This is a genomic window from Corynebacterium lehmanniae (assembly GCF_043161975.1).
Classification (GTDB): Bacteria; Actinomycetota; Actinomycetes; order Mycobacteriales; family Mycobacteriaceae; genus Corynebacterium; species Corynebacterium lehmanniae.
Map to the genome: position 1 here is coordinate 1,093,058 of NZ_CP170998.1, position 22,345 is coordinate 1,115,402.

A 22,345-nucleotide genomic window follows, 5' to 3' on the forward strand; every position below is an offset into this window, starting at 1 on the left:
GTTGCGTGTAGCTCCTTCGTCGTACGTGGCGGGGATCAGCGGTGAACCGCTTTGTCTACTATCGCGCAAATGGCACCGACGGTCAATTAATATTCGCGGGCGATGAGATCCTCGACCGTCTCCCTACGCACCATCGGCGTGACTTCACCGCCGCGCACTGAAACCACCGCCGGGCGGCCGAACGCGTTGTAGTTCGAGGCCATCGAGTAGCAGTAGGCGCCGGTGGCGGCGAGGGCGATGAGGTCGCCTGGGGCGATGTCGTCGGGCCAGGAGGCCTCCTCCACCAGAATGTCGCCGGACTCGCAGTGGGATCCCACCAGGCGCGTGTCCGTGAGGGCGCCATCGGTGAAGCGGTTGACCACGCGGGCGTCGTAAAGCGCGCCGTACAGCGAGGGGCGGATGTTGTCGCTCATGCCGCCGTCGACGGCGATGTAGCGGCGCGAGGTGGTGTACGAGGTGTCCACGTCCTTGATCACGCCGGCGGTGTACACGGTAACCGCGGACGGGCCGGCGATCGCGCGGCCGGGCTCGACCACCACGGTGGGCGCGGCGATGCCCAGCTCGTCGGCGACCTCCTGGACGGCGGCGAGCAGGTCGCGCGCCACAGCGTTGACATCCAGGGGCGACTCCCCCGGCATGTAGGCGATGCCGTAGCCGCCGCCGAGGTCGAGGTAGCCCAGCGCCACGCCCTGGGTCTTCCAGATCTCGGCGTACAGGCCCAGCACACGCTCGGCGGCGAGCTTGAAGCCCTCGGCGTCGAAGACCTGCGAGCCGACGTGGCAGTGTAGGCCGGTCAGCTCCAGCCAGTCGGATGCGATGGCTGCGGTGGCGGCCGTCAGTGCGTCGCCGGTTGCGAGCGAGATGCCGAACTTCTGGTCCTCGTGGCTGGTGGCGATGAATTCGTGCGTGTGCGCGTCCACGCCGGGCTTCACACGGACGAAGACATCCTGTTTTACGCCAGCTTGCTTAGCGACGGCCTCGAGCTGCGCCAGCTCCTGGTGCGAGTCAATGACCACGTGGCCGACCTTGGACTCCACGCACAGTCGCAGGAATTCGTCCGATTTGTTGTTACCGTGCACGGTGATGCGCTCCGGTGGAAAGTCCGCGGCCAAAGCGATGCGAAGCTCGTTCTCACTGGCCACGTCGAGGGCGAGGCCCTCCTCATCCACCCAGCGCGCCACGCGGCGGGTCAGAAACGCCTTGGAGGCGTAGTGCACGTTGCCTGGCGCCAGAAACGCGGCGGCCATGTCGCGGCAGCGGGAGCGGAAGTCGTCCTCGTCGATGACCACGACCGGGGTGCCGTACTCCGCGGCGATCTCGGAAAGCGGCACACCGGCGATGGTGACCACGCCATCTTCTTCGCGCTTGGCGCAGCGGGGCCAGACGTGTGCGGGCAGGTCGTTGAAGTCGCCGCTGTCTTTCTCGTAGGGCGTGGAGACAAAAACGGTCATTTACATCCGCTCCGGTGCGCTCACGCCGATCATGCCGAGCGCGTTTGCGACGACCTGGCGCGACGCCATCGCCAGCGCGAGGCGCGCGGTGTGGATCGGCTCCGCGTCCTCGCCAGCCTTGGGCAGGATCTGGCAGGAGTCGTAGAACTTGTGGAACGCGCTTGCCAGCTCCTCGGTGTAGCGGGCGATGCGGTGCGGTTCGCGCAGCTCGGCGGCGGCGCGCACGACGGCCGGGTACTCGCCGAGGGTGCGGATGAGGTCGCCCTCCTTGTCGTGGGTGAGCAGCGCCAGGTCCGGGTCAGCGAAGGACACACCAGCTTCCTCCGCCTTGCGGCCGATGGAGCACAGGCGGGCATGGGCGTACTGCACGTAGTAGACGGGGTTGTCGGAGGACTGCTTCGTCCACAGGTCCAGGTCGATGTCCAGGGTGGAGTCCACCGAGGAGCGCACCAGCGAGTAGCGCGCACCGTCGACGCCGATAGCGTCCACGAGGTCCTCGAGCGTGATCACGGTGCCGGCGCGCTTGGACATCTTCACGGCCTGGCCGTCACGCACTAGGTTCACCATCTGGCCAATGAGCACCTCGACAGCGTCTGCGTTGTAGCCCAGCGCCTGCGCCGCGGCCTTGAGGCGGGCAATGTAGCCGTGGTGGTCCGCACCCAGCATGTAGATGGCCAGGGTGTGGCCGCGGTCGAACTTGTCGGCCACGTACGCGATGTCGCCGGCGATGTAGGCGGCGTCGCCGTCGGACTTGAGCACGACGCGGTCCTTGTCGTCGCCGAAGTCGCTGGAGCGCAGCCACCACGCGCCGTCGTTTTCGTACAGGTTGCCGTTGTCCTTCAGCGTCTGCACGGCCTTGTCCACAGCGCCCGACTCGAACAGCGAGTTCTCGTGGAAGTACACGTCGAAGTCCACGCCGAACTCGTGTAGGGACTGCTTGATCTGCGCGAACATCATCTCCACGCCAGCCGCGCGGAAGGTCTCCTGCACCTCGGCGTCGGTGCCGTCGAGAGCATCAGGATGCTTTTCGACGACCGCCTGGGCAATCTCGCGGATGTAATCGCCGCCGTAACCGTCTTCCGGGGTGGGCTCGCCCTTCGCCGCGGCGACCAGTGACCGGGAGAAGCGGTCGATCTGCCCGCCGTGGTCGTTGAAGTAGTACTCGCGGGTCACCTCAGCACCGGCGGCTTCGAGCACGCGGCCGAGCGAGTCGCCCACCGCCGCCCAGCGGGTGCCGCCCAGGTGGATCGGGCCGGTGGGGTTGGCGGAGACGAACTCGAGGTTGATCTTCTCGTCCGCGTACAGGTCGCAGTGACCGAACTTCTCGGCCTCCTCCAGTACCTTCGCCACGAGCTGGCCCTGCGCGCCGGCGGCCAGACGAAGGTTGATAAAGCCGGGGCCGGCGATCTCGGCGGAGTCGATTGCGGGGTTGGCCGACAGGTCGTCGACAAGCCAAGTAGCAAGCTCGCGCGGGTTGGTGCCAGCCTTCTTGGCCACCTGGAGCGCGATGTTGGTGGCGTAGTCGCCGTGCTCGGGGTTGCGGGGGCGCTCCACGGTCACGGTCTCAGGGACGACGGAGGCGTCGAGGTCGTGGGCGGCGAGCACGCGGGTCGCGGCCTCTTTCACGGTGGTTGCGAGTTCAGCTGGCGTCATGGGGCACAAGTTTAAAACACCCGCCGACACCGCACGAAGCATGCCCACAGGCACCGCGGTGCAATAGGTCACACCAAAGTAATACCCCTCTATTGGTCACTTCCGGGGTTATGGTGGCATATTGTTTCCCAGTCATTGCCCGTACTGACTCGAAAGAGCCTCCCCCATGGATCAATTCCAAGTGTTCACCGACGCAATCGGTGGCAGCGTGGGCCTTTCGGCACTGGTTTCCACCCTGCCGTTGCTCACCTTCTTCATCATGCTGCTCGGCCTGAAGGCCCGCGCACACACCTCCGGCGCCGTCGCGCTCGTTGTTGCGCTGCTGGTAGCCATCCTCGGCTTCAATATGCCCACCGGCATGGCCATCTCCTCGGCCTTCCGCGGCGGCCTGTTCGGCCTGTTCCCCATCGTCTTCGTGATCCTGACGGCCATCTGGTTCTACCAGATCACCGTCGCCTCCGGCCGCTTCGAAGACCTGCGCCTGGTCTTCGACAAGATGGGCAACGGCGACGTGCGCATCCAGGCGATGCTCATCGCGTTCTGCTTCGGCGGCCTGCTTGAGGCGCTCGCCGGTTTCGGCGCGCCGGTAGCCATTACCGCCACCATGATCCTCGCGCTGGGCATCCCGCCGCTGAAGGCCGCCACCGTGGTGCTGCTCGCCAACACCGCCCCGGTCGCGTTCGGCGCCGTGGGCATTCCGATCACCACCGCCGGCGAGGTCGGCGGCCGCACGGTCGAGCAGACCGAGAACATCGCGGCGATCATCGGTAACCAGACCCCGATCCTGGCGTTCTTCGTCCCCTTCATCATCGCGCTGATCATCGACGGCAAGCGCGGCGTGCGCGAAACCGCACCGGCCGCGTTCACCATCGGCCTGACCTTCGCCGTGGCCAAGTGGTGGACCTCCCACTACTTCGCCTACCAGCTCACCGACGTCGTCGCCTGCATCGTCGCGCTCGGCGCGGCGTTCCTGCTGCTGCGCTTCTGGCAGCCGAAGGGCATCAACGAGATGCGCCAGCGCCTCGAACTCCCGGAGCGCACCGAGGAAGCAGAACTGCCAGGACACCGTGTGTGGATGGCGTTGATGCCGTACGCAGTTGTTGTGGTTATCTTCGGTCTGGCCAACCTGGGCAGCACCATCCCGGACTGGCTGAACAAGTTCAAGATCTCCTTCCCGTGGCCGGGCCTGGACGGCAAGCTTCTCGACGCCGCAGGTGAGACCGTCAACAGCGACTACAACTTCGCCTGGATCAACAACCCGGGCACGCTGCTGGTCATTTCCGCCCTGATCGTGTCCGTGGCGTACATGGTGTTCAACGAGAACGGCCGCTACAGCCTGACCTGGGGCCAGGTGGGCAAAGAATTCACCGATACTGTGTGGAAGATGCGCTGGTCCGCGCTGACCATCGTGCTCGTGCTGGCGCTGGCGTACGTGATGAACTACTCCGGCCAGACCGTGACCATCGGCGAGTTCTTCGCCAACCTCGGCCCGGCGTTCGCCTTCTTCTCTCCGGTCCTCGGTTGGGTTGGCGTGGCTGTGACCGGCTCCGACACTTCCGCCAACGCCCTGTTTGCCAACCTGCAGGTCACCGCCGCGAACAACCTGGGGCTCAACCCGGACCTCATGCTGGCAGCCAACACCACCGGTGGTGTTGTGGGCAAGATGATTTCCCCGCAGTCCCTCGCCATCGCCGCCACCGCGGTGAACATGGAGGGCAAGGAATCCGAGATCTTCAAGAATGTCGTCGGCTGGAGCTTCGGCTTCTTGGTTGCAGTGTGCGTGATAGTCTTCCTTCAGTCGAACGTTCTGAGCGTGCTTGCGCCGGTCGTTCCGTAACTGACAACCGAATATCGGAGCCCTCGAGGTCATCACAGCCTGCGGGGGCTTTCATTTTTCCCTGTGATCTCACAATTTTAGGAGTCCGAACATGCGAGTAGCGCTGTTTTCTACTTGTATCGGCGACGCCCTCTTCCCCGACGCGCACAAGGCTACGGCCATTGTGCTTTCCCGCTTGGGCTACGACGTTGTCTTTCCCGAACAGCAGACCTGCTGCGGCCAGATGCACGTGAACACCGGCTATAAAGAGCAGGCCCTTCCGATCATCGAAACCTACGTCGACGCCTTCTCGGATCCGTCGATCGACTACGTGGTCGCCCCCTCCGGCTCCTGCGCCGGCGCCGTGCGTGAGCAGCACGTCGAGCTTGCAGAGCGCTTTGGCTCCAAGGCGCTTGTCGACGGCGCGAAGACCGCGTCGAAGAAGACCTACGACCTCTCCGAATTCATCGTTGACGTCGCAGGCACCTACGACGTGGGCGCTTTCTTCCCGCACCGCGTGACCTACCACTCCTCCTGCCACTCCCTGCGCTTCCTCAAGGTCGGCGACCGCCCGACCGAGCTGCTGCGCCACGTCGAGGGCCTGGAGCTGGTGGACCTGCAGAACTCCGAGGAGTGCTGCGGCTTCGGCGGTACCTTCTCCGTGAAGATGCCGGAGGTCTCCTCCGCCATGGTCTCGGACAAAGTGCGCCACATCAAGGACACCCAGGCCGAGTACGTCACCGCCGGCGACTCCTCCTGCCTGATGAACATCGCGGGCGCAATGTCCCGCCAGCACCAGGGCATCCGCGCTGTGCACATGGCGGAGATCCTCGCCTCCACCAAGGAGCACCCGCTGACCCCGACGTCCGCGGCATACAAGAAGGAGAAGATGCTGTGAAGGTCGCACTCGGTCAACCCACCATGCCGCCGTACGCGAACGGCCCGTCCCACCTGCGCGGCAAGGAGAAGTTCCAAAAAGCTGCGCACCACGAGCTCAACGACGTAACCAAGCGCCGCAACTACCAGTACGCCACCACCACCATCCGCGTGAAGCGCCAGGCTGTCGTGGACGAGGTGGACGACTGGCAGGATCTGCGCGAGGCAGGTTCCACCATCAAGCGCGACGTCGCTTCCCGCATGCCCGAGCTGCTCGAGCAGTTCGAGGAGAACGTGACCAAACGCGGCGGCCACGTCCACTGGGCGCGCGACTCCAAAGAAGCCAACGAGATCATCCAGGACCTGGTCAAGGCCACCGGCGAGGACAAGATTGTCAAGATCAAGTCCATGGCCACCCAGGAAATCGCCCTGAACGAAGAGCTGGACAAGGCCGGCATCTTCGCGCAGGAGACCGACCTGGCTGAGCTCATCGTGCAGCTCGGCGAGGACTTCCCCTCCCACATCCTTGTCCCGGCGATCCACCGCAACCGTGCGGAGATCCGCGACATCTTCGCCGCGAAGATGCCGAACACGGACGAGACCCTGACCCAGGACCCGGCGGAGCTGGCCGAGGCCGCCCGCAAGTTCCTGCGCCAGCAGTTCATGGAGGCCAAGGTGGCCATCTCCGGCGCCAACTTCGGTTGCGCGGACACCGGCACCGTCTCCATCGTGGAGTCCGAGGGCAACGGCCGTATGTGCCTGACCCTGCCGGAGACCCTGATCACCGTCATGGGCATTGAGAAGCTGCTGCCAAACTTCGAGGACCTCGGCGTGTTCCTGCAGCTGCTGCCGCGCTCCTCCACCGGTGAGCGCATGAACCCGTACACCTCCCTGTGGTCCGGCGTGACCGAGGGCGACGGCCCGCAGAACTTCCACATCATCCTCCTGGACAACGGCCGCACCGCCGCGCTGTCCAGCGAGATCGGCCGCGAGGCCCTGAAGTGCATCCGCTGCTCCGCCTGCCTGAACGTCTGCCCGGTCTACGAGCGTGCCGGCGGCCACTCCTACGGCTCCACCTACCCGGGCCCGATCGGCGCGATCATCACCCCTCAGCTGACCGGCATCGACTCCTCGGACGACCCGAACGGCTCCCTGCCGTACGCGTCCTCCCTGTGCGGCCGCTGCAACGAGGTCTGCCCGGTGAAGATCCCGATCACGGACATCCTGCTGGAGCTGCGCTACCAGAAGGCCAAGAACGAGCCGAACCACCTGGAAAAGGCCGCGTTCGCGACCATCTCTCAGGTCTGGGGCCACAGCAGCGTGTGGGACAAGCTTGTGCGCATGGTGGCCCTGGGCCGCGTGCTCGGCGGCTTCAACGGCAAGATCGACCTCATGCCGCCGCCGATCTCCGGCTGGACCGAGTACCGCGATGTCGCCGTGCCGCCGAAGAAGTCCTTCCGCCAGTGGTGGGGCTCCGAGGAGGCAGAGCGTCTGCTGGCCGAGGCCCGCGAGCAGGGCATCCCGGAGGGCCAGAAGGTCACCGGCAAGCGTTTCGAGGAAGAGGACAAGTAAATGACTACTCGAGTAACCGGTAATTCTGCCCCGCGCGACGCCCGCAACGAGGACGCCAAGCGCGAGATCCTCAAGCGCATCCGCGACGCACAGCAGCTGTCCAACACCCCGGAGCACGTCGAGGTGGTGCGCAACTACAACACCTCCTCCGATATCTCCGGCGACGACCTGCGCGAGATCCTCATCGACCGCCTCGTGGACTACAAGGCGGACGTTGTGGAGACCACCGAGGCGACCCTCGCCGAGGACATCGTCAAGGTGCTCGCGGACCGCAAGTGCAACGAGGTCGTCTACGCGCCAGGCCTCGACGCCTCGCTTTTCGACGGCTTCGCTGGCACCGCCCGCCCGGATTCCAACGACACCGATCCGCGCGAGCTTTCCGACGTCGACGCCGTGATCACCGATTCCCAGGTCACCTCCGCGCAGACCGGCTCCATCGTGCTGGAGTCCGGCGACGTGTGCGGCCGCCGCGCACTGTCCCTGGTGCCGGACCGCCACATCTGCATCGTGCGCCCTGAGACCGTCGTCTTCGGCGTGCCGGAGATGATCTCCCGCATCAATCCGGAGCGCCCGGCGACCATGATCTCTGGTCCGTCCGCGACCTCCGACATCGAGCTCGTGCGCGTCGAGGGCGTGCACGGCCCGCGCGACCTCATCGTGATGGTTGTGAAGTAGCCGCTTTAGCTGGCATAACGAAACGGCCGGTCCCTTTCGGGGCCGGCCGTTTCGCTGTCATTGTTTCCCGTGTCACGCCGTTCCCGCGGCGCGCAGAGATGATTATGCGACATGGGTGTTGCAAATCCATGGGGTCAAGCTGGGAGTCACCCTAGGGTTCGTTCCAATTTCGTTGGCTGTGATACCGGGTGCTAACCTAGACGGCATTGTCTCCGTAGCTCAGTGGATTAGAGCATCGGTTTCCGGTACCGAAGGTCGCAGGTTCGAATCCTGTCGGGGACACCACTTGACCAGGCGGTTCACTTGCTCCCCCTTTGGGGCACGAAGTGTTTTTCAGCGTTCCAAGCGCTGTGTTAGCACCTCTGCGAACTCCTTCAATTCATGCTCCGGGTCGTTGGAGCCAGCGTACGCAGTGAGCTCGAAGTAGTTCTGATTTTCGACGTCGAGTCTGGGAAGGGGGTGCTCTCGAACGCGGCACAGAATGAGACCGTGCCCCAGCAAGTCAAGAGTCTTCACTAGGTCGGTCTGGGTTTTGTCCTTGTGCCAGTAGGACCCGTCGTACTCAATGCCGAGCTGCTTTCCATCAGGGAGTTCAACGAGCACGTCCACGCTCCATGACGAGTGGTTCGTAAACGAGTCGGAGTACACCCGCTGCCCTGACGCGGCATTCCCCCAGATCTTCTTCGCTGCCTTTGCGTAGAGACGTTCCACGGCAGACTTTCCGACAGTCTTACAGTCGGGGCAACTTGCGCCGTTTACCAGCCTCGACGGCATGGCACGCCATGTGTGCTCAGGATTGTCAGGGCACACCCACAGCGGTGGTTGTGCGAGTTGAGTCGTATACTGGCGGATCTGCCACGGGCTGATGTCGTTTTGCTCTGACCACTGCGCGGCCACGTCCGGATAGTGGTACGCGAGTGAGTCGAGGATGGTCTCACAGAACGGGCAGCGGTAGCGCTCGTACTTGTCTCTGTTTCCTACTACGTCCTGCCACTCGTGCCCGCACACTGGGTCGAGCCACCACACATTGCGCGTCGACGTCGGTGGGATGGCCCCGAGCAGTAGCCCCTCGTTTTTCGTCGGGTGCCATTGCGAGGTGATTTCCGGCGTGAGTCTGGACTTCACCGCACCGCTTTTCGCGGCGGCAAGATTGCGCTCCCTAGTCTTGACCCCGATGCACTTCCGGCACTCGTAGAGACTCGCCCCCTGCGGCGTTGTGCGGATTGTGTGCCCCCTTTCGCAGCGGAACGTGAACGTCTGCTCCGACAACGCCGGAACGTCAGCCGGGTCGATGTCCGGTTCGTTCTACGCAGCGGCGAGCTCTGGCACGTCCGCGACGGAGCTGAACGCGTAAGCCAGCCGCCAGGCCAAAGTGCGGATAGCATCCTGAGCCTTCTTCTCGCGCCACTTCTCCTCGTCGCACTGCGTGCAACTGCCGCGTTTGAACATCTCATCAATTCGACTCTCAAACGTGTGCCCGTTCGAACAAGTCCACCACGCCGTCTTTCGGGAGCCCTTCTTCGCCGTATGCCACAACTGCTCGGAGTTCTTCTCGTGGTCCCACCAGGAAACACACTCGTCTGTGGCGTTTTTGACCAGGTTGGACCCCACCGCCTTCGAAGTGCCGGCCGTTGCTGTCTTGTTGGACTTCACACAGGTGCAGCCCCAGCCAATGTCACCCACCCGCTCCGCGGTAATAACCCCGCAGCGCTTGCACTTCACTTTATGTGGGTCGTTTTCCAAGCATGGTTCTGTGAGCGGACCAAGGTAGGTGTAACCATTTTCCTCCGCTGCGGCCCTGGCGTGCTCAGTAGACTCCCGCGACGAGTCTTTGCGTAGTCGCGCACGCTGGTCACGAGCCCACCCTCGCCAGTAGCACGCTCGACAAGTCTTTTCGTGCCGGCCGACAGTTTGCAAAACGAATTCGAAGCGGTAGTGCCCTTCGAAGCCACAGTAGGTGCAGCGGGTAAGCAAATACTCCTTGGGCTTTGTAAACGGTTCGAGAAGCCGCAAGCCAGCCTGGTCGTATATGTCGCCAAGGTGCGTCTCGCACCACGCTGGCTTTGTTCGAGTGCGAAAAAGCGCGAACTCTTTGCAGCCCTCAGCACTGCACACCTGGGTCGTTGCCATACGCCTACTTTAAGTGTCGGAGGATGGAACGCAACGGAGTTGTGCGACTCGAAAGCATGTTCGCCCGCAAAGCCCATTATCTCTGGTCTCTGTCGTGCCCCCGGCTACTCTGATAAGCGACGAAAAACACACCCGATTAGCGAAGGAGACACAGTTGGGCAGACAACAACGCCTTGAGCTGACCTGGACGAACAAGAACAAGGCACTCATTCCCACCGAGCAAGGCCGCTACGGCTACACCTGGGTAGACCCACGCGACCCGAGGTATTGCGAAACGCGGGTATTGACGGTTGACGAGACGGTGGCCGGGACGAGGGCGGACAAGGAGGAGGGCACCACCTACTCCGAACGTGCCGACCTCGAACCACAGTCGGACAACCTGCTCATTCTGGGCGAGTCTGGCGACGTACTGGAGGCACTCACGCGAATGCCCGAGTGGTCCGAGAAGTATGTCGGGAAGGTCAAGTGCATCTACATTGACCCGCCGTTCAACACAGCGCAGACCTTCGCCAACTACGAGGACAACCTGGAGCACTCGGTTTGGCTCACCATGATGCGAGACCGCCTGCTGCATATGCGTGACCTACTGGCGGAGGATGGGTCGATTTGGGTTCACCTTGACGATGTGGAGAACCACAGGATGAGGGTGTTGCTCGATGAGGTTTTTGGGGCGGAGAACTTTGTCACCGAGACGATTTGGCACAAGACATATTCACCGCGCAATGACTCCAAAGGTGTTCCCTCCGTAACCGACGTGATTCTGGTGTACTCCAAGGGCGGGTTCGTCCCTAACCGGCTGGCGCGCACAGCAGAGATGGACGCACGGTACAAGAACCCGGATTTTGACAGGAACGGGCCGTGGAAGACCGCCGACACTACGGCGCCAGGTAACATGTCGGGACAGAAGCAGCACCCCAGCGTGTTTGCGGTGCAGCACCCAATTACCGGCGAGTTTATTTATCCCTCCTACGGGAGAATGTGGTGTTTTGGGCAAGAGCGACTTCTGGAGTCGCTGTCACAATACGCCGACTACAGGTGCGAAGCACCTAACCTTGTCGCGCGCTCAAAGCGAACTGGCATACCTGTTGAGAAACTGCGGTCCGACGTATGCGACTTGGTCGTGGACGAATCTTCAAGGCAGGGCGATAAGACACAAGCAATGCGCCGAAAGTCGATTGGTAATTGGCCCGAGTTCTTTGTTTCTGACACTGGTTTTGGTCGTAAGGTTTCGCTGTCACTCTCGGAGGGACGACTTGCCACGAACTTCCTGCCCCACGTCGAGGTCGGCCACACTGACACCGCCGCGAAGGAAATCCGTGCGCTGTTCCCCGACACCGCGGCGTTCTCCACCCCGAAGCCGGAGCGCCTGCTAGAGCGAATTATCCACGTCGCCACGGACCCCGGCGACATTGTCCTCGACTGCTTCGGCGGCTCCGGCACCACCGCCGCCGTCGCCCAGAAGATGGGACGCCGTTGGGTGACCTGCGAACTCGTGGAGGACACGTTCAACCGCTTTACCCGCCCACGCCTGGAGAAGGTCGTAAACAATGAGGACCAGGGCGGCATCTCCCTTCAGAAGGAAGACCGAGCGGACGCTACTGAGGACGGTCTGCCCGAGGGGCTTACCCCGGAGGAAGCGCAGAAGTTCACCTCGCTGCTGAATAAGACCATCAAGAACGCCGACGAGCTCAAGAAGAACCCCGCGGTCAAGCAACTCAAGGCCATGACCAAGACCAAGCCGGTCAAGGGTGTCGTCAACTGGCGAGGAGGCGGAGGCTTCCAGGTCGCCCATCTTGAGCCGGCCTGTTTCGACTACGACCCGGAGGTGGCACTCACCACCCTGACCGAGCACGCCACCGGCGACCTGCTTGTGCGTTCTGTGGCAGCACAGCTTCGCTTTGCACCCACTCCGAACGACTTGCACTTCGACGGCAAGCGTGGCCGTGAGCACTTGGTCGTTGTCGAGGGTGTGCTTGACGAGGAGAAGGTTGACGAAGTCATGTCCCACCTCCCCGACGGCCACTCTGTTCTGTTCGCGGCGACCGTGGTCGATGACTTCGCCCGCGAGCATGTCCGGTCGTTCAAGAATGGCTCGCGAGTAGTCCACGTCCCGCTTGAGATTTTCCCGTACTCCGACGCTGCCGAGGAGGAGAAGTAACCATGGCACAGAAATTGAACCTCTCCTACGACGAAAACCTGGTTGCAGAACTCTCGAACAAGTTCACTCTCCGCGCACCGAACGCCGAAGCGCTTGCCGAATTGGTGAAGCGAATCGAAAAAGGCGACTACGACGCTTTAGAACCGCTGGTGCTCAACCTCGCAACGGGTGCTGGCAAGACCTACGTCATGGCCGCGTTTATCGAGTACCTGCGCCGCCAGGGACACCCCAACGTCATGGTGGTCACGCCGACGAAGGTGGTGCAGGACAAGACCGTTCTCGACTTCACGGAAGGCTCGCACCGCTACATTGGCGGCTTCGACGTTCCGCCTCGGCTTGTCACTCCGGGTGACGTGTCGAACCTTCGAGCAGATAACGTCGCATCCGACCTGTTTGTGGGCGAAGGTGCCTCTACGCTGTACGTTTTCAATGTCCAGCAGCTTTTCCCGCCGAAAGACGGCGGTAAGAACGTCGCTACGGGGGACGAAGCGGCGCGCCGCAAGACGTGGAAGTTCCAGGAGGACTCCGGCGCGCTGGCGCAACGGTTGATCGACACGGAAGACTTGGTCATCATTGCCGACGAGTCCCACCTGTTCGGCTCCACTGCGAAGACGTTCCGCAAGTCGCTGACTTCGCTGAAACCCGCCGTGACCGTGGGGCTTACGGCCTCGCCAGACAAGGGCGACGACATTGTCTACCACTACCCGCTGTGGCGGGCAATCCAGGACGGCTACGTCAAACAACCGGTGCTGGTCTACCGAGAATCGGGCTACGCCTCGGAAGACCGCCAGCTCCAAGACGCTTTGTCGCTTTTGGCTATCAAGGAGGAGGCGTACGCGAACTACAGGGCCACACACCCGAACGGAAAGCAGACCAAACCGCTGCTGTTTGTGGTCTGCTCTGACGTGGCACACGCCACCAAGATCGCCGAGCGCCTGCGCGGCCCAGGGTTCGTGGGTGACCCGCTTGCGGTGCTCCAGGTGGACAACGAGCACAACAACAATGCTACCCAGTCCTATTTGCGCTACCTCGACACGGACAACTCCCCGGTACGAGTGATCGTCTCGGTCAACAAGCTGCGCGAAGGTTGGGACACCAAGCGCATTGCCGTGATGTGTACGCTTCGCACAATGGGCTCTGAGGTGCTCACCCAGCAGGTCATGGGCCGAGGCCTTCGCCTGCCGTTCGGGGCGCTGACTAAAGTGCCGGCCATTGACGAATTAGACATTCTGTCGCACGAGTCCTTCGTCAAACTGCTTGAAAGTGAGAACGTGCTCAAGCAGTTCGGCATCGAGAACGCGGTTCGAGAAGGCGACGGCAAAGAGATCATCACCCCGCCTGGCACAACTAATCCGCCGCAGGTTGGCGCCGGCGCAGGAACCGGAACTGGTGCTGGCACTGACACCGCGGGCGACCCCTCTACCGACATCGCCGAGACTGGCACCACGGTGCAGCCTGGCGAAGACTCTCGCACCCGTGGTGACGGTCCTGACACCCCAGCAGTTGACCGCACTGTGGGCACACGAGCACTCACCGACGAAGACGACGTTGCGAAGGGCGTTGAGATATTCACGCCGGTCGTTGTCCACGTCAACGAGAAGTTCGCTGGCACCACCTTCGACTTCCCGTCGTCGGCCATGACGAAGACGAAGAAACAGTTTGAACTCGTCGACCTCCCGAACTCCGTCATTGTGAAACGAGCGGACAAGGTCACCGATACTGATGAGTACTTGGCTCGTACGAAGATCGGCGTGGCAGAAGAGGGCAACAAAATCGAACTCGACAACGACGACCGCTCCGCGGTACCGAGTTTCAAACAGACTCCTTCCCAAGTCGCCGCGGAACTCATCCGCCGCGTCATGGGTCCCGGAACGGTTGCCTCGACCCCAGAAAACAACAGTCAACTCAAACGCCGCATCGTGCCAGCGTTCATGGAAGCGACGAAGATCGAGCAGTGGACGGAGAAGGCCAAGGAATCCGCGGCCCGCCACCTCAAGGAGCTCATTGCCGAAGAGTCCAGGAAGGCGAACGCCCAGACCGGGACCACCGTGTCGATCCACCCGGTTACCCTCCCGATTGACGACTCGTTCGCTCTCGACCTCGACAAGAAGATCCTCGACCTGCTCGACCGGCAGGAAAAGAGCGCGGGCAAGGCAGGTTTTAGCACCGCGGAATACTACGGCACCTGGAAGAAGGGGCTGTTCGAGGCCGCCCGCTTCGACTCGTTTACCGGCGAGTACCGCCTGGCGGCTTTGCTCGACCTCGACCCGAACGTGGTGTGGTGGAAGCGGATCTACGCGCACGAGGGCGCGCGGGTGGCCTACACTCCGCACAACTCGTACGTCCCAGACTTCGTGGTCTACGACAAAGACGGCACCCACTGGATTGTCGAGGCCAAGGAGAACCGCGGACGCGACGACGAGCGCGTCCAGGCCAAGCGAGCAGCCGCCGAGCGCGTGGTGCGCCAGCTCGTAGGCATGCCGGAGTACGAGGACCAGACCTGGGGCTACCTCATTGCCTACGAGGATGACATTGACTCTTCCGACTCGTGGGCCGACTTGGTTGCCGGTTCGGTGACGGAGCGGATGCCAAGCCTCTAAGCGCGGGATGCCAAGTTGGGCGAAACTGACCGCCGCCCAACTTGGTCTATGCTCTGCGGCCATGCGAGACATTTACTACCACCAAGGCAATGCTTACCCGCGAGCAATTATCGCTGAGCAGCGAGAAGACGGCTGTTGGATCATGGAAAACGAAGGCCATACTATCGCCACCGCGCTGCCCACGGACAGGTTCTTTGTCGGTTTTATGGAGGCTGCTGAGGAGCTCGAATGGTCAACGAGCGGTCGGAGCAAAATTGCCGCCACGGAAATTCGCGACATGATTCAAGACGGGGCCGAATTGGCGTGGCTGCGAACCAAAGAGGAGGTACGCAGCCACAACGAAACGCATCCGAACACCTTGTACCTCGACCTCAACGGGCTGCACACTCACCGTTTCGAGGACTTCCCCGTGCTTTGGACCGCTTGGGCAAATAGCGACAAGCCACTCATACACGAAGACCACGAAGACTGGAGGGTCCCGCTCGTGGCTTTGTACAACGCCTAGAAAACTTGTCCTGAAGCTCCCAGAATTGCGCGGCTAATTCGAGGAGCAGTGCCAAACCCACTAGGTGTAAGTATTACCTGACTAGTTATTCGTCGGAACCTAGCTGGTCCGGGAACCACTCCAGAACCTGGGCAAGGTGCTCGCGTCCACGCGGGATGACATTGAGCGAGACAATGCCTGCCTGGTTGAGACAATCTTGACCAATCGCCTCGACATGATCGAAGAAGACGTTGTCATCCGAGAAATCGACCGTCGCGTCAACCGGAACGAACCTCGACACGGGCAGCGGGTCGAAAGTAGCGAACTCATGCTGTCTGTGTAGACGAAGCGGCTCGCTACCTTCCCACTCAATCCCGAACTTCAAGTCGTACACGCCACTGCCACTACGTTTACTCATCCCGCGGACAGCAAGCATGACATCGGCCACAAACGTCTCGATGAAGAACGCAGCAACCGCCGTTCCGTTTTCCTCCGTCACCGGAAGGTTCACCAGAGCGGACACCGAGCCGTCGTCGTGGAAGCCTAGGTACGACTCGGGACGGTTCGTCTCGTCAGCTAGTAGGACGTAGCGCCAACTACGAAACCCTCGGCGTGGGTAAGCGTTACTGAAATACGCCCCGAGCGGCGTTTCAGGGCGCGTGTACCGCCACAGATTGTCCCGCTGGTTCACAAGCCGGTTGACGAACTGGCTCACGTCCTGGTTTTCCATAGGCTCCGTCACAGTTTTCGTGACGGGCCGTGCGACGGTAACCGCCCAATAGCCATCTGGTGCGCACATGTCACAGGTACGCCCATAGAGATCCAGCAGCATCTGGCGCCGCTCACGGGATGCGACGAATCGCTGCTGGTAGAGACGCGCGATTTCCGACTCGGGAAGCCAGCCGGTGTCCGCTCCGTGGCGAACCGGGACGTGAAATTTCCTGTCCTTGTCAATGAGCATGTGAGGCACTTGATGGCTTGCCGGTACTACGACCACTAGGGCTCTCGGGCCGTCATCCGAACCGAGGGGAATGAGTTCAACGTTGTGCAACGGGGGCGTAACATGGTTGTAGGCAACACGCTGGTAAGCCTGGATGTAGTTGTCATCGACCTCGCCGACATCTAGGCGGCTGCCCGCACGACTGTTATTGTCCGTCACACCGTAGACGAGCACCCCACCTCCGTAGTTGGCCATGGCCGCTAAGTCCTTCTTCACATCTGATTGGACGAGCGACTCCTTTGGAGGCAGAGAACGTTTGAAGTCCAGAGACTCGGACTCTGGGATACTGTTCGTGACGGTTGAGGGTGTCAGGAAGTTTGTGTGTGAGGCTCTGATCTAGAAGGAGTTTCACCGATAATGACTACGGTGTCACCGAAGAAAAACCATGACCCGGCGAGGGTCAATGAGATCAGCGAGAAGCTGATGGAAAATCCTGAGCTTGCCAGCTTGATCAGCGAGCTGTCGACCTCCGCTGATGATGCCAGCGAGCTGGTCAAAGGCCTGCTGCAGGCATCGATCAACGCTGGTCTGCAGGCGGAGATGGATGCGCACTTGGGCTATAGCCATTCCGACCGCAAGTCCAAAGCCCAGGTGGAGACCGCGCAGGGCAGCAATCACCGCAACGGGTCGTACACCAAGACCGTCAATTCTGGCTACGGCGCGGTAGAAGTGACCGTGCCCAGGGATCGTGCCGGCACGTTTACTCCCCGGATGGTGCCCAAGGGTGCACGCCGGCTCACAGAACTCGACGACATGATCGTCTCGCTATACGCCGGCGGGATGACAGTGCGCGATATCCAGCATCACCTCGTGACCACGCTCGGGGTGGATATGAGCCCGGATACGATCAGCACCATTACCGACGCGGTGTTAGACGAGGTCATGATCTGGCAAAACCGCCAGCTCGACGAGTTTTACCCGGTGATCTTCCTCGACGCGCTACGCGTGAAAATCCGTGACGGCCACCGCGTGGTCAACAAAGCCTGCTACATGGCGGTTGGAGTCGACATGGACGGCATCAAGCACATCCTGGGATTGTGGATCGCCGACAACGAAGGCGCTGCATTCTGGGCATCGGTGTGCGCGGATCTGGCCAACCGCGGTGTCCAGGACGTGTTCATCGTGTGCTGCGACGGGCTCAAGGGCTTGCCGGAAGCCGTGGAAGCCACCTGGCCGAATTCCATGGTGCAGACCTGCATTGTGCACCTGATTCGGGCTGCGAACCGGTGGGTGTCCTACCAGGACCGCAAACCCGTCTCCCGGGCGCTGCGTGAGGTCTACACGGCCACCAACGAGGACACCGCCCGAGCCAGCTTGGATGCTTTCGAAGCCAGTGAACTCGGCCGGAAATACCCGCAGTCGGTCAAAGTCTGGCGCGACGCCTGGGAGCGGTTCGTGCCGTTTCTGCAGTTCCCGCCGGCGGCACGCCGGGTGCTCTACACCACCAATTCAATCGAATCGCTCAACGCTGAACTGCGTAAAGCTACCCGCAACAGGGGCCAGTTCCCGAACGATACCGCGGCGCTGAAGACGCTGTGGCTGATGATCTGCAACATCGAAGACAAGCGCGCTGCGCAGCGAGCGAAGAAAGCAAAGCGCGACGTTGAATGCAACGGCTATATTGAAGGAGCGAAAGCCACCGGGTGGAAACAAGCCATCAACCAACTAGCCGTGGCTTACCCCGACCGATTCGCGGACTACTTGTAAACCAAACCCCCGCACACAAAAAATCGGACACTCTCTGACGGTTTGGGTAACCATTTCGTCAGTAATAGGACCTGCGGATAGCCCCAAAGCTCGGTGGAGTGAAGTGAACATGTACCCCAGCGTAGGTACTGCTCTCGAAAAATGAGCTCGATGTGTTTAGCCGACTCCACACCGCGAAAAAACTGCACCAGCAACGCTTTTTTGCCGAGGGACGGCGATCTCTTCTCAGACCATTCCGCTACAACGTTGTCCATGTGGGGATGCGCGGCAAAAGAGCCCCCTTCATCCCGCCTATTGGTCAACCGCGATGGCGCCCCCGGAGGCCGGTTAGCTCCTGTCCCGTGACACAAAGACACGCAGTGCCCAGTCCTAGCCCCCGTAGGTCTGAGCCCCCGATCAGAGTGGTGTCCTAGCCTGACGTCGAACCGTGTGCATCTGGTCAGATTTGAGATCAGCGGGGCTGGTAGACGGTTCGTTCGCTTTACCTACTCCTCACTCCGAATACGCATCAATAGCAATTCTGTTCTAATTTCCCGCACCATATCACCCAGGACAGGCATAGTTAGGGCATGTCAGACGTACCCCGCAACGAGCCCGACCCCGACAACCCCAACCAGGACAACGCCACCAACCCGCCCAACGACGAACCGGAACCCCGCACCGACGACCCCATAGACCCCGAGCCCGAGCACCCCGACAACCCCAACCCCGCCTCCGCCACCTTCGATCCCACCAACCCGGCATTCTCACTGGCCGAGAAGTTTGCACACTTTTACGACGCCTCGTACCCCGACGCGCTCACCGCAGCGGCTCACGCCGCGAATAACTCGCTTCGGAATTTCCACAACGAACACCTCTTCAAGTCGCTTCAGGACGCCACCAGATCGGGGCTTCTCGCTCACGCCACGAACGCCTATTCGCAACAGTGGAAGTCCTTGCTCCCAAACCTCGTTGACTATCAGATGAAAGCCTTAGCAGCCGCCCCGTCACTCGACCCGTCGCGGTATATCGCCCCGGTACCCGACGTGAAAACCCTGCTCGGAAATGACGTCTGGGACCAGGTCACCGGCGCGGCGCTGAAGCACTCGCTTGACGAAACGTTTGCCGAGTTCGCCGAGGCAGCGAAAGCCGCAACGTCACTCGCACCGGCTGTCGAAGCAGCGCACAATCTCGCGCAGCAATACGTTGACGTCGTCGGCGACAACGACCCGTTGCCGTATTTGGAGAAGTTCCACGAAGACTTCCTCACACAGTTCGCGCTACTTGTCCTGGCCGCCTCCCGCGTCGAGAACCTCATGGCCGACCTGTGCGAAATCCACTTCGGCAACACCCAATTCGGCAACGCCACTCACCTCGCGCACACGTCATTCGGCCGGATGCGCGGCTACCTCGAAGACAATGCGGAGTGCGGGGCGTGCCGCGAGCTTGCAGCCGACACGAAAGACCCCATCGACTTTCGCAACACCCTTGTCCACGGCGACTGGTTCGTTGGCAATGAGATAGCCTCCGCCGAACACCAGTCCAGGCGCGTGTGGTTCGAAAAGCTCGCAAACGTCACCCGGGTGGTCAAACGCCGGCCGCTGACCAAGAAAGACTTCGACAAACTTGCCGACCAGTGGAACACGGGCAAGCCGCAGACCATTCGCGACTTGTTCGAGTCGGAGCTCGTCACAACAAGCCTCGTTTCGGCACATGTCGAAACGTTCACCGACTTGGGCGACCGGTGCGAAGCAGAGCTCGAACGTCACGAGAAGGGCTGACGAAGGCAGAAAGCCACCAGGCACGCAGGTAGTTCAATGTCCCCGCGCGCCGCGCTTTCCGCCCCGACCCTCGTAACGACAACCGCCACCGCAACGCACCCCGCTTCCGTGTCGGCAACCGCTCCGGCAAACGTGTCGGACTCCGAAGCGTGCAAACGTGCCCGGTCCGGCAACCGGGTCGAATACCGCAACGGGACTTCGAAGCGAACCCCACCGGACACCGAGACGAGCCTCGGGGCGGTGGCCGCGGCGCACCCCGCTACGACACGTCCGCCCGGTCCGGCAAACGAGACGGGCTCCGGGTCGGGGGTCTGCGGGAAAGGCGGCGGGTTCCGCGGCGGGGTTCGAGGCGGGAAACGTCACGAAGTTCGACTGCGGTTTCCGGGTCGGGGGTCGTTGCGGGCTGTGTAAGGAAGCGACGGAAAACGTGTAAGCCGCCGCGTAAGCGGCGGCGAGTCTAGAGGTTGGGGAGTTTACTGAAAGCCCCGACCAGGGGGTTTCACGAAACTGTTCCAATCTTTTCACGAAACCTCCTGCCGGCCGAAGAAAAACGGCCGCGAACACAAAAATGACCCGCTCCGCTCGTTCGGAGGGGTCATTTTTCTTCGTCTGAACGCCGTTTTGGGCCGAATTTCGGCACTCGCCCACGACCTCTCGGCCACGGGCTTCGTCCTCGTTGTTTGAGGACCAGCCGGTGGCCTTGGTCGGTCTATGCCGCAAGCGGTGGCGCGTTGGGGAAAAGCGTCGGTGCCAGTCTCGTCGCGGCCGCGGGTCTTGCGCCCGTCAGGAGGGGTCGTGGGAGGCGTGGGCTTCTTCGGGAAGCGCCAGCGAGACTCCGCCGACAGCAAACCAATGTTGGCCGCAACGACGGACATGACAGCCGAAATGGCCTGGGCTGCCCAACCACGCATAAGCCGCATGGTGGGGTCGCCGTGTCCCTGGTGCCGGGAGGACTTCACGCGGTCATTGCGAGACTCAATGGTGTTGCGACGGTGGTACTGCTCCTGCCCCTCCTTCGTGCCGTAGGGCGCGCCCTGGTTGAGGTACTTCGCACCGTCCTCGGGCGTGTTCTGCACGGTAATAGAGGCCTGGGAGCAGACCGCACTGCACATGCCAGAGGTCAAGTCCCATCGGCAAGCGTTACACAACACTAAGGGACGCAACCGCCGTTGGAACACTGCTGCTATGTCAGAGCCCGAAAGCTCCGCCGCTGACGAGGATCACGATGCCGAGGCCGATGAGAACGATGGGAAAGAGGATGTCCTCCCAGCGTTCGAGCACTTCCGCGATCGGGGGGCGGGTGGCGACGAACTTTGCCAGGGCCACCAGGACCGCAACGAGCGCGAGGAAGATAACGCAGTAGGCGACTACTGCGAGAGGCTCCACGCTGAGGAAGACAGGGGTGTAGACACCGATGTTGTCGCCGCCATTGGCAAAAGTGACGCCTGCGACTGTCCCCACGCCGACCTTCTTGCCGGCAACCTTGGCCTCGTCGTCATCGTCGTCATCGTCTCCGCGCCAGGCCTCCCATGCGGCCCAGAGGCCGATGCCCAGCGGGATGAGACCAAAGTATGGAATAGCTGCCGGGGGCAGAAATGCTCCGGCGCCGATGGTCACGAGGATCGCGGCGACGAGGATGCCGGCAAATCCGAGGTACTGGCCGGCCAGAATACGGGCGGTGGTGCCGCTCTGGCCTGCCCCTCGCGCGAAGAAGAGGGAGAGCACGATGATGTCGTCGATGTTGGTAGCTGCGAACAGGCCTATCGCCTGCAAGACCGTGGTGAGCATTACGCGCCCACCCCAGCTACATCGCATCCGGGAAGCGTGCAGGCGGGATCCATGCACGGGGCATCTTCGTCTACTGCCAAGGTGGCATCGACCAATGTAGTCAGCGCCTGCGCCAGGTGCGGATCGGCGATCTCGTATCGCGTCCGACGCCCCTCGGGCTCGGAGACGACGATCCCACAATCGCGCAGGCATGCCAGGTGGTTGGACACATTCGAGCGTGTCAGGTCCAGAGCTCGAGCCAGTTCCGCCGGGTAAGCGGGATGGTCGAGCAGGGTTAAGATGATCCGGGATCGAGTGGGGTCGGCCAGTGCACGACCCAGGCGGTTCATCACGTCGAGACGCGAAGCAATAGTCAGCATGCACTGAACTATACAGCGAGCGCTGAACGTGTCAAACCCGATGTAGCGGTGCAGCTGTGTGTGCTGCTCAAGAGACAGTGGAAGGAGCAGAGCTGGCAGAGATTCCGGCAAAGTTGCGAAAACAGCGTCGCCGGCTCGAGATTCAAGTTGCGCACGAGCCTGGCGTAGTTCGGGAGATCGGTTTTCAGGCCCCAAGCAATGATCCGAACGGGACAAAACTCGATGGCCTCATCATCTTGAACCGGGAAGGCTCGAACAAACTTATCTACCTCATCCGCAGCCTCGACTCGATTCCCGTTTGCAGCGGGGACACATC

Annotated in this window: 16 protein-coding genes and 1 tRNA gene; 10 read left to right on the plus strand and 7 right to left on the minus strand. The window is 61.9% G+C overall.

Annotated features, from left to right (window positions below; translation table 11 throughout):
• Nucleotides 1–86: 86 nt before the first annotated feature.
• Nucleotides 87–1,451 (minus strand): diaminopimelate decarboxylase, encoded by a 1,365-nt coding sequence (gene lysA / locus ACF3NP_RS05245; RefSeq protein ID WP_181888233.1) that lies wholly within the window; start codon nt 1,449–1,451, stop codon nt 87–89.
• Nucleotides 1,452–3,104 carry an arginine--tRNA ligase gene (gene argS, locus ACF3NP_RS05250; RefSeq protein WP_181888232.1) on the minus strand — a complete coding sequence of 551 codons (1,653 nt, stop codon included), beginning with the start codon at nt 3,102–3,104 and terminating at the stop codon, nt 1,452–1,454.
• A 166-nt stretch (nt 3,105–3,270) separates the two neighbouring features.
• On the opposite strand from argS, the gene ACF3NP_RS05255 reads away from it, so the two are divergent.
• From ACF3NP_RS05255 to ACF3NP_RS05275, 5 genes are all read left to right on the plus strand, one after another.
• Nucleotides 3,271–4,941, plus strand: a complete 1,671-nt coding sequence (locus ACF3NP_RS05255) for an L-lactate permease (protein WP_181888231.1) — start codon at nt 3,271–3,273, stop codon at nt 4,939–4,941.
• 91 nt (nt 4,942–5,032) lie between these two features.
• Nucleotides 5,033–5,818 carry a (Fe-S)-binding protein gene (locus ACF3NP_RS05260; RefSeq protein ID WP_181888230.1) on the plus strand — a complete coding sequence of 262 codons (786 nt, stop codon included), beginning with the start codon at nt 5,033–5,035 and terminating at the stop codon, nt 5,816–5,818.
• Entirely contained in the window at nt 5,815–7,368 is a 1,554-nt protein-coding gene (locus ACF3NP_RS05265; RefSeq protein WP_181888229.1) for a LutB/LldF family L-lactate oxidation iron-sulfur protein, read from the plus strand. The genes ACF3NP_RS05260 and ACF3NP_RS05265 overlap by 4 nt, the downstream gene beginning before the upstream one ends.
• On the plus strand, nt 7,369–8,043 hold the full coding sequence (locus tag ACF3NP_RS05270) for a LutC/YkgG family protein (RefSeq protein ID WP_181888228.1): 675 nt from the start codon (nt 7,369–7,371) through the stop codon (nt 8,041–8,043). It begins immediately after the preceding gene.
• A 208-nt stretch (nt 8,044–8,251) separates the two neighbouring features.
• Nucleotides 8,252–8,328 (plus strand) — tRNA-Arg (locus ACF3NP_RS05275).
• A gap of 48 nt (nt 8,329–8,376) precedes the next feature.
• Here the strand turns inward: ACF3NP_RS05275 and ACF3NP_RS05280 are convergent.
• Both ACF3NP_RS05280 and ACF3NP_RS05285 read right to left on the minus strand, forming a co-directional pair.
• The gene (locus ACF3NP_RS05280; RefSeq protein ID WP_181888227.1) at nt 8,377–9,312 is read right to left on the minus strand and encodes a zinc-ribbon domain-containing protein; all 936 of its coding nucleotides are present in this window, start codon (nt 9,310–9,312) and stop codon (nt 8,377–8,379) included.
• A 36-nt stretch (nt 9,313–9,348) separates the two neighbouring features.
• The gene (locus ACF3NP_RS05285; RefSeq protein WP_181888226.1) at nt 9,349–9,726 is read right to left on the minus strand and encodes a zinc-ribbon domain-containing protein; all 378 of its coding nucleotides are present in this window, start codon (nt 9,724–9,726) and stop codon (nt 9,349–9,351) included.
• A 601-nt stretch (nt 9,727–10,327) separates the two neighbouring features.
• On the opposite strand from ACF3NP_RS05285, the gene ACF3NP_RS05290 reads away from it, so the two are divergent.
• The 3 genes from ACF3NP_RS05290 (at nt 10,328) to ACF3NP_RS05300 (ending at nt 15,436) form a co-directional block, all read left to right on the plus strand.
• Nucleotides 10,328–12,331: a site-specific DNA-methyltransferase gene (locus ACF3NP_RS05290; protein WP_181889563.1), complete on the plus strand. Its 2,004-nt coding sequence runs from the start codon at nt 10,328–10,330 to the stop codon at nt 12,329–12,331.
• 2 nt (nt 12,332–12,333) lie between these two features.
• Nucleotides 12,334–14,931: a DEAD/DEAH box helicase gene (locus ACF3NP_RS05295; RefSeq protein ID WP_181888225.1), complete on the plus strand. Its 2,598-nt coding sequence runs from the start codon at nt 12,334–12,336 to the stop codon at nt 14,929–14,931.
• 61 nt (nt 14,932–14,992) lie between these two features.
• Nucleotides 14,993–15,436: a hypothetical protein gene (locus ACF3NP_RS05300; protein ID WP_181888224.1), complete on the plus strand. Its 444-nt coding sequence runs from the start codon at nt 14,993–14,995 to the stop codon at nt 15,434–15,436.
• Nucleotides 15,437–15,521: 85 nt separating this feature from the next.
• On the opposite strand, the gene ACF3NP_RS05305 is transcribed toward ACF3NP_RS05300, so the two are convergent.
• Nucleotides 15,522–16,751: an AlbA family DNA-binding domain-containing protein gene (locus ACF3NP_RS05305; RefSeq protein ID WP_181889562.1), complete on the minus strand. Its 1,230-nt coding sequence runs from the start codon at nt 16,749–16,751 to the stop codon at nt 15,522–15,524.
• Between the two features lie 21 nt (nt 16,752–16,772).
• Between ACF3NP_RS05305 and ACF3NP_RS05310 the strand changes: the two genes are divergently transcribed.
• Together ACF3NP_RS05310 and ACF3NP_RS05315 are read left to right on the plus strand one after the other, a co-directional pair.
• Nucleotides 16,773–18,122: an IS256 family transposase gene (locus tag ACF3NP_RS05310; RefSeq protein ID WP_181888223.1), complete on the plus strand. Its 1,350-nt coding sequence runs from the start codon at nt 16,773–16,775 to the stop codon at nt 18,120–18,122.
• A gap of 569 nt (nt 18,123–18,691) precedes the next feature.
• Complete coding sequence (locus ACF3NP_RS05315; RefSeq protein WP_392399018.1) at nt 18,692–19,882, plus strand: hypothetical protein; 1,191 nt, start codon at nt 18,692–18,694, stop codon at nt 19,880–19,882.
• 1,188 nt (nt 19,883–21,070) lie between these two features.
• On the opposite strand, the gene ACF3NP_RS05320 is transcribed toward ACF3NP_RS05315, so the two are convergent.
• Nucleotides 21,071–21,670, minus strand: a complete 600-nt coding sequence (locus ACF3NP_RS05320; RefSeq protein ID WP_200803038.1) for a cadmium resistance transporter — start codon at nt 21,668–21,670, stop codon at nt 21,071–21,073.
• A complete protein-coding gene (cmtR, locus tag ACF3NP_RS05325; RefSeq protein ID WP_181888220.1) occupies nt 21,670–22,029 on the minus strand; it encodes a Cd(II)/Pb(II)-sensing metalloregulatory transcriptional regulator CmtR in 360 nt (119 codons plus the stop codon). Before cmtR ends, ACF3NP_RS05320 begins: the two co-directional genes overlap by 1 nt.
• Between the last annotated feature and the right edge of the window lie 316 nt (nt 22,030–22,345).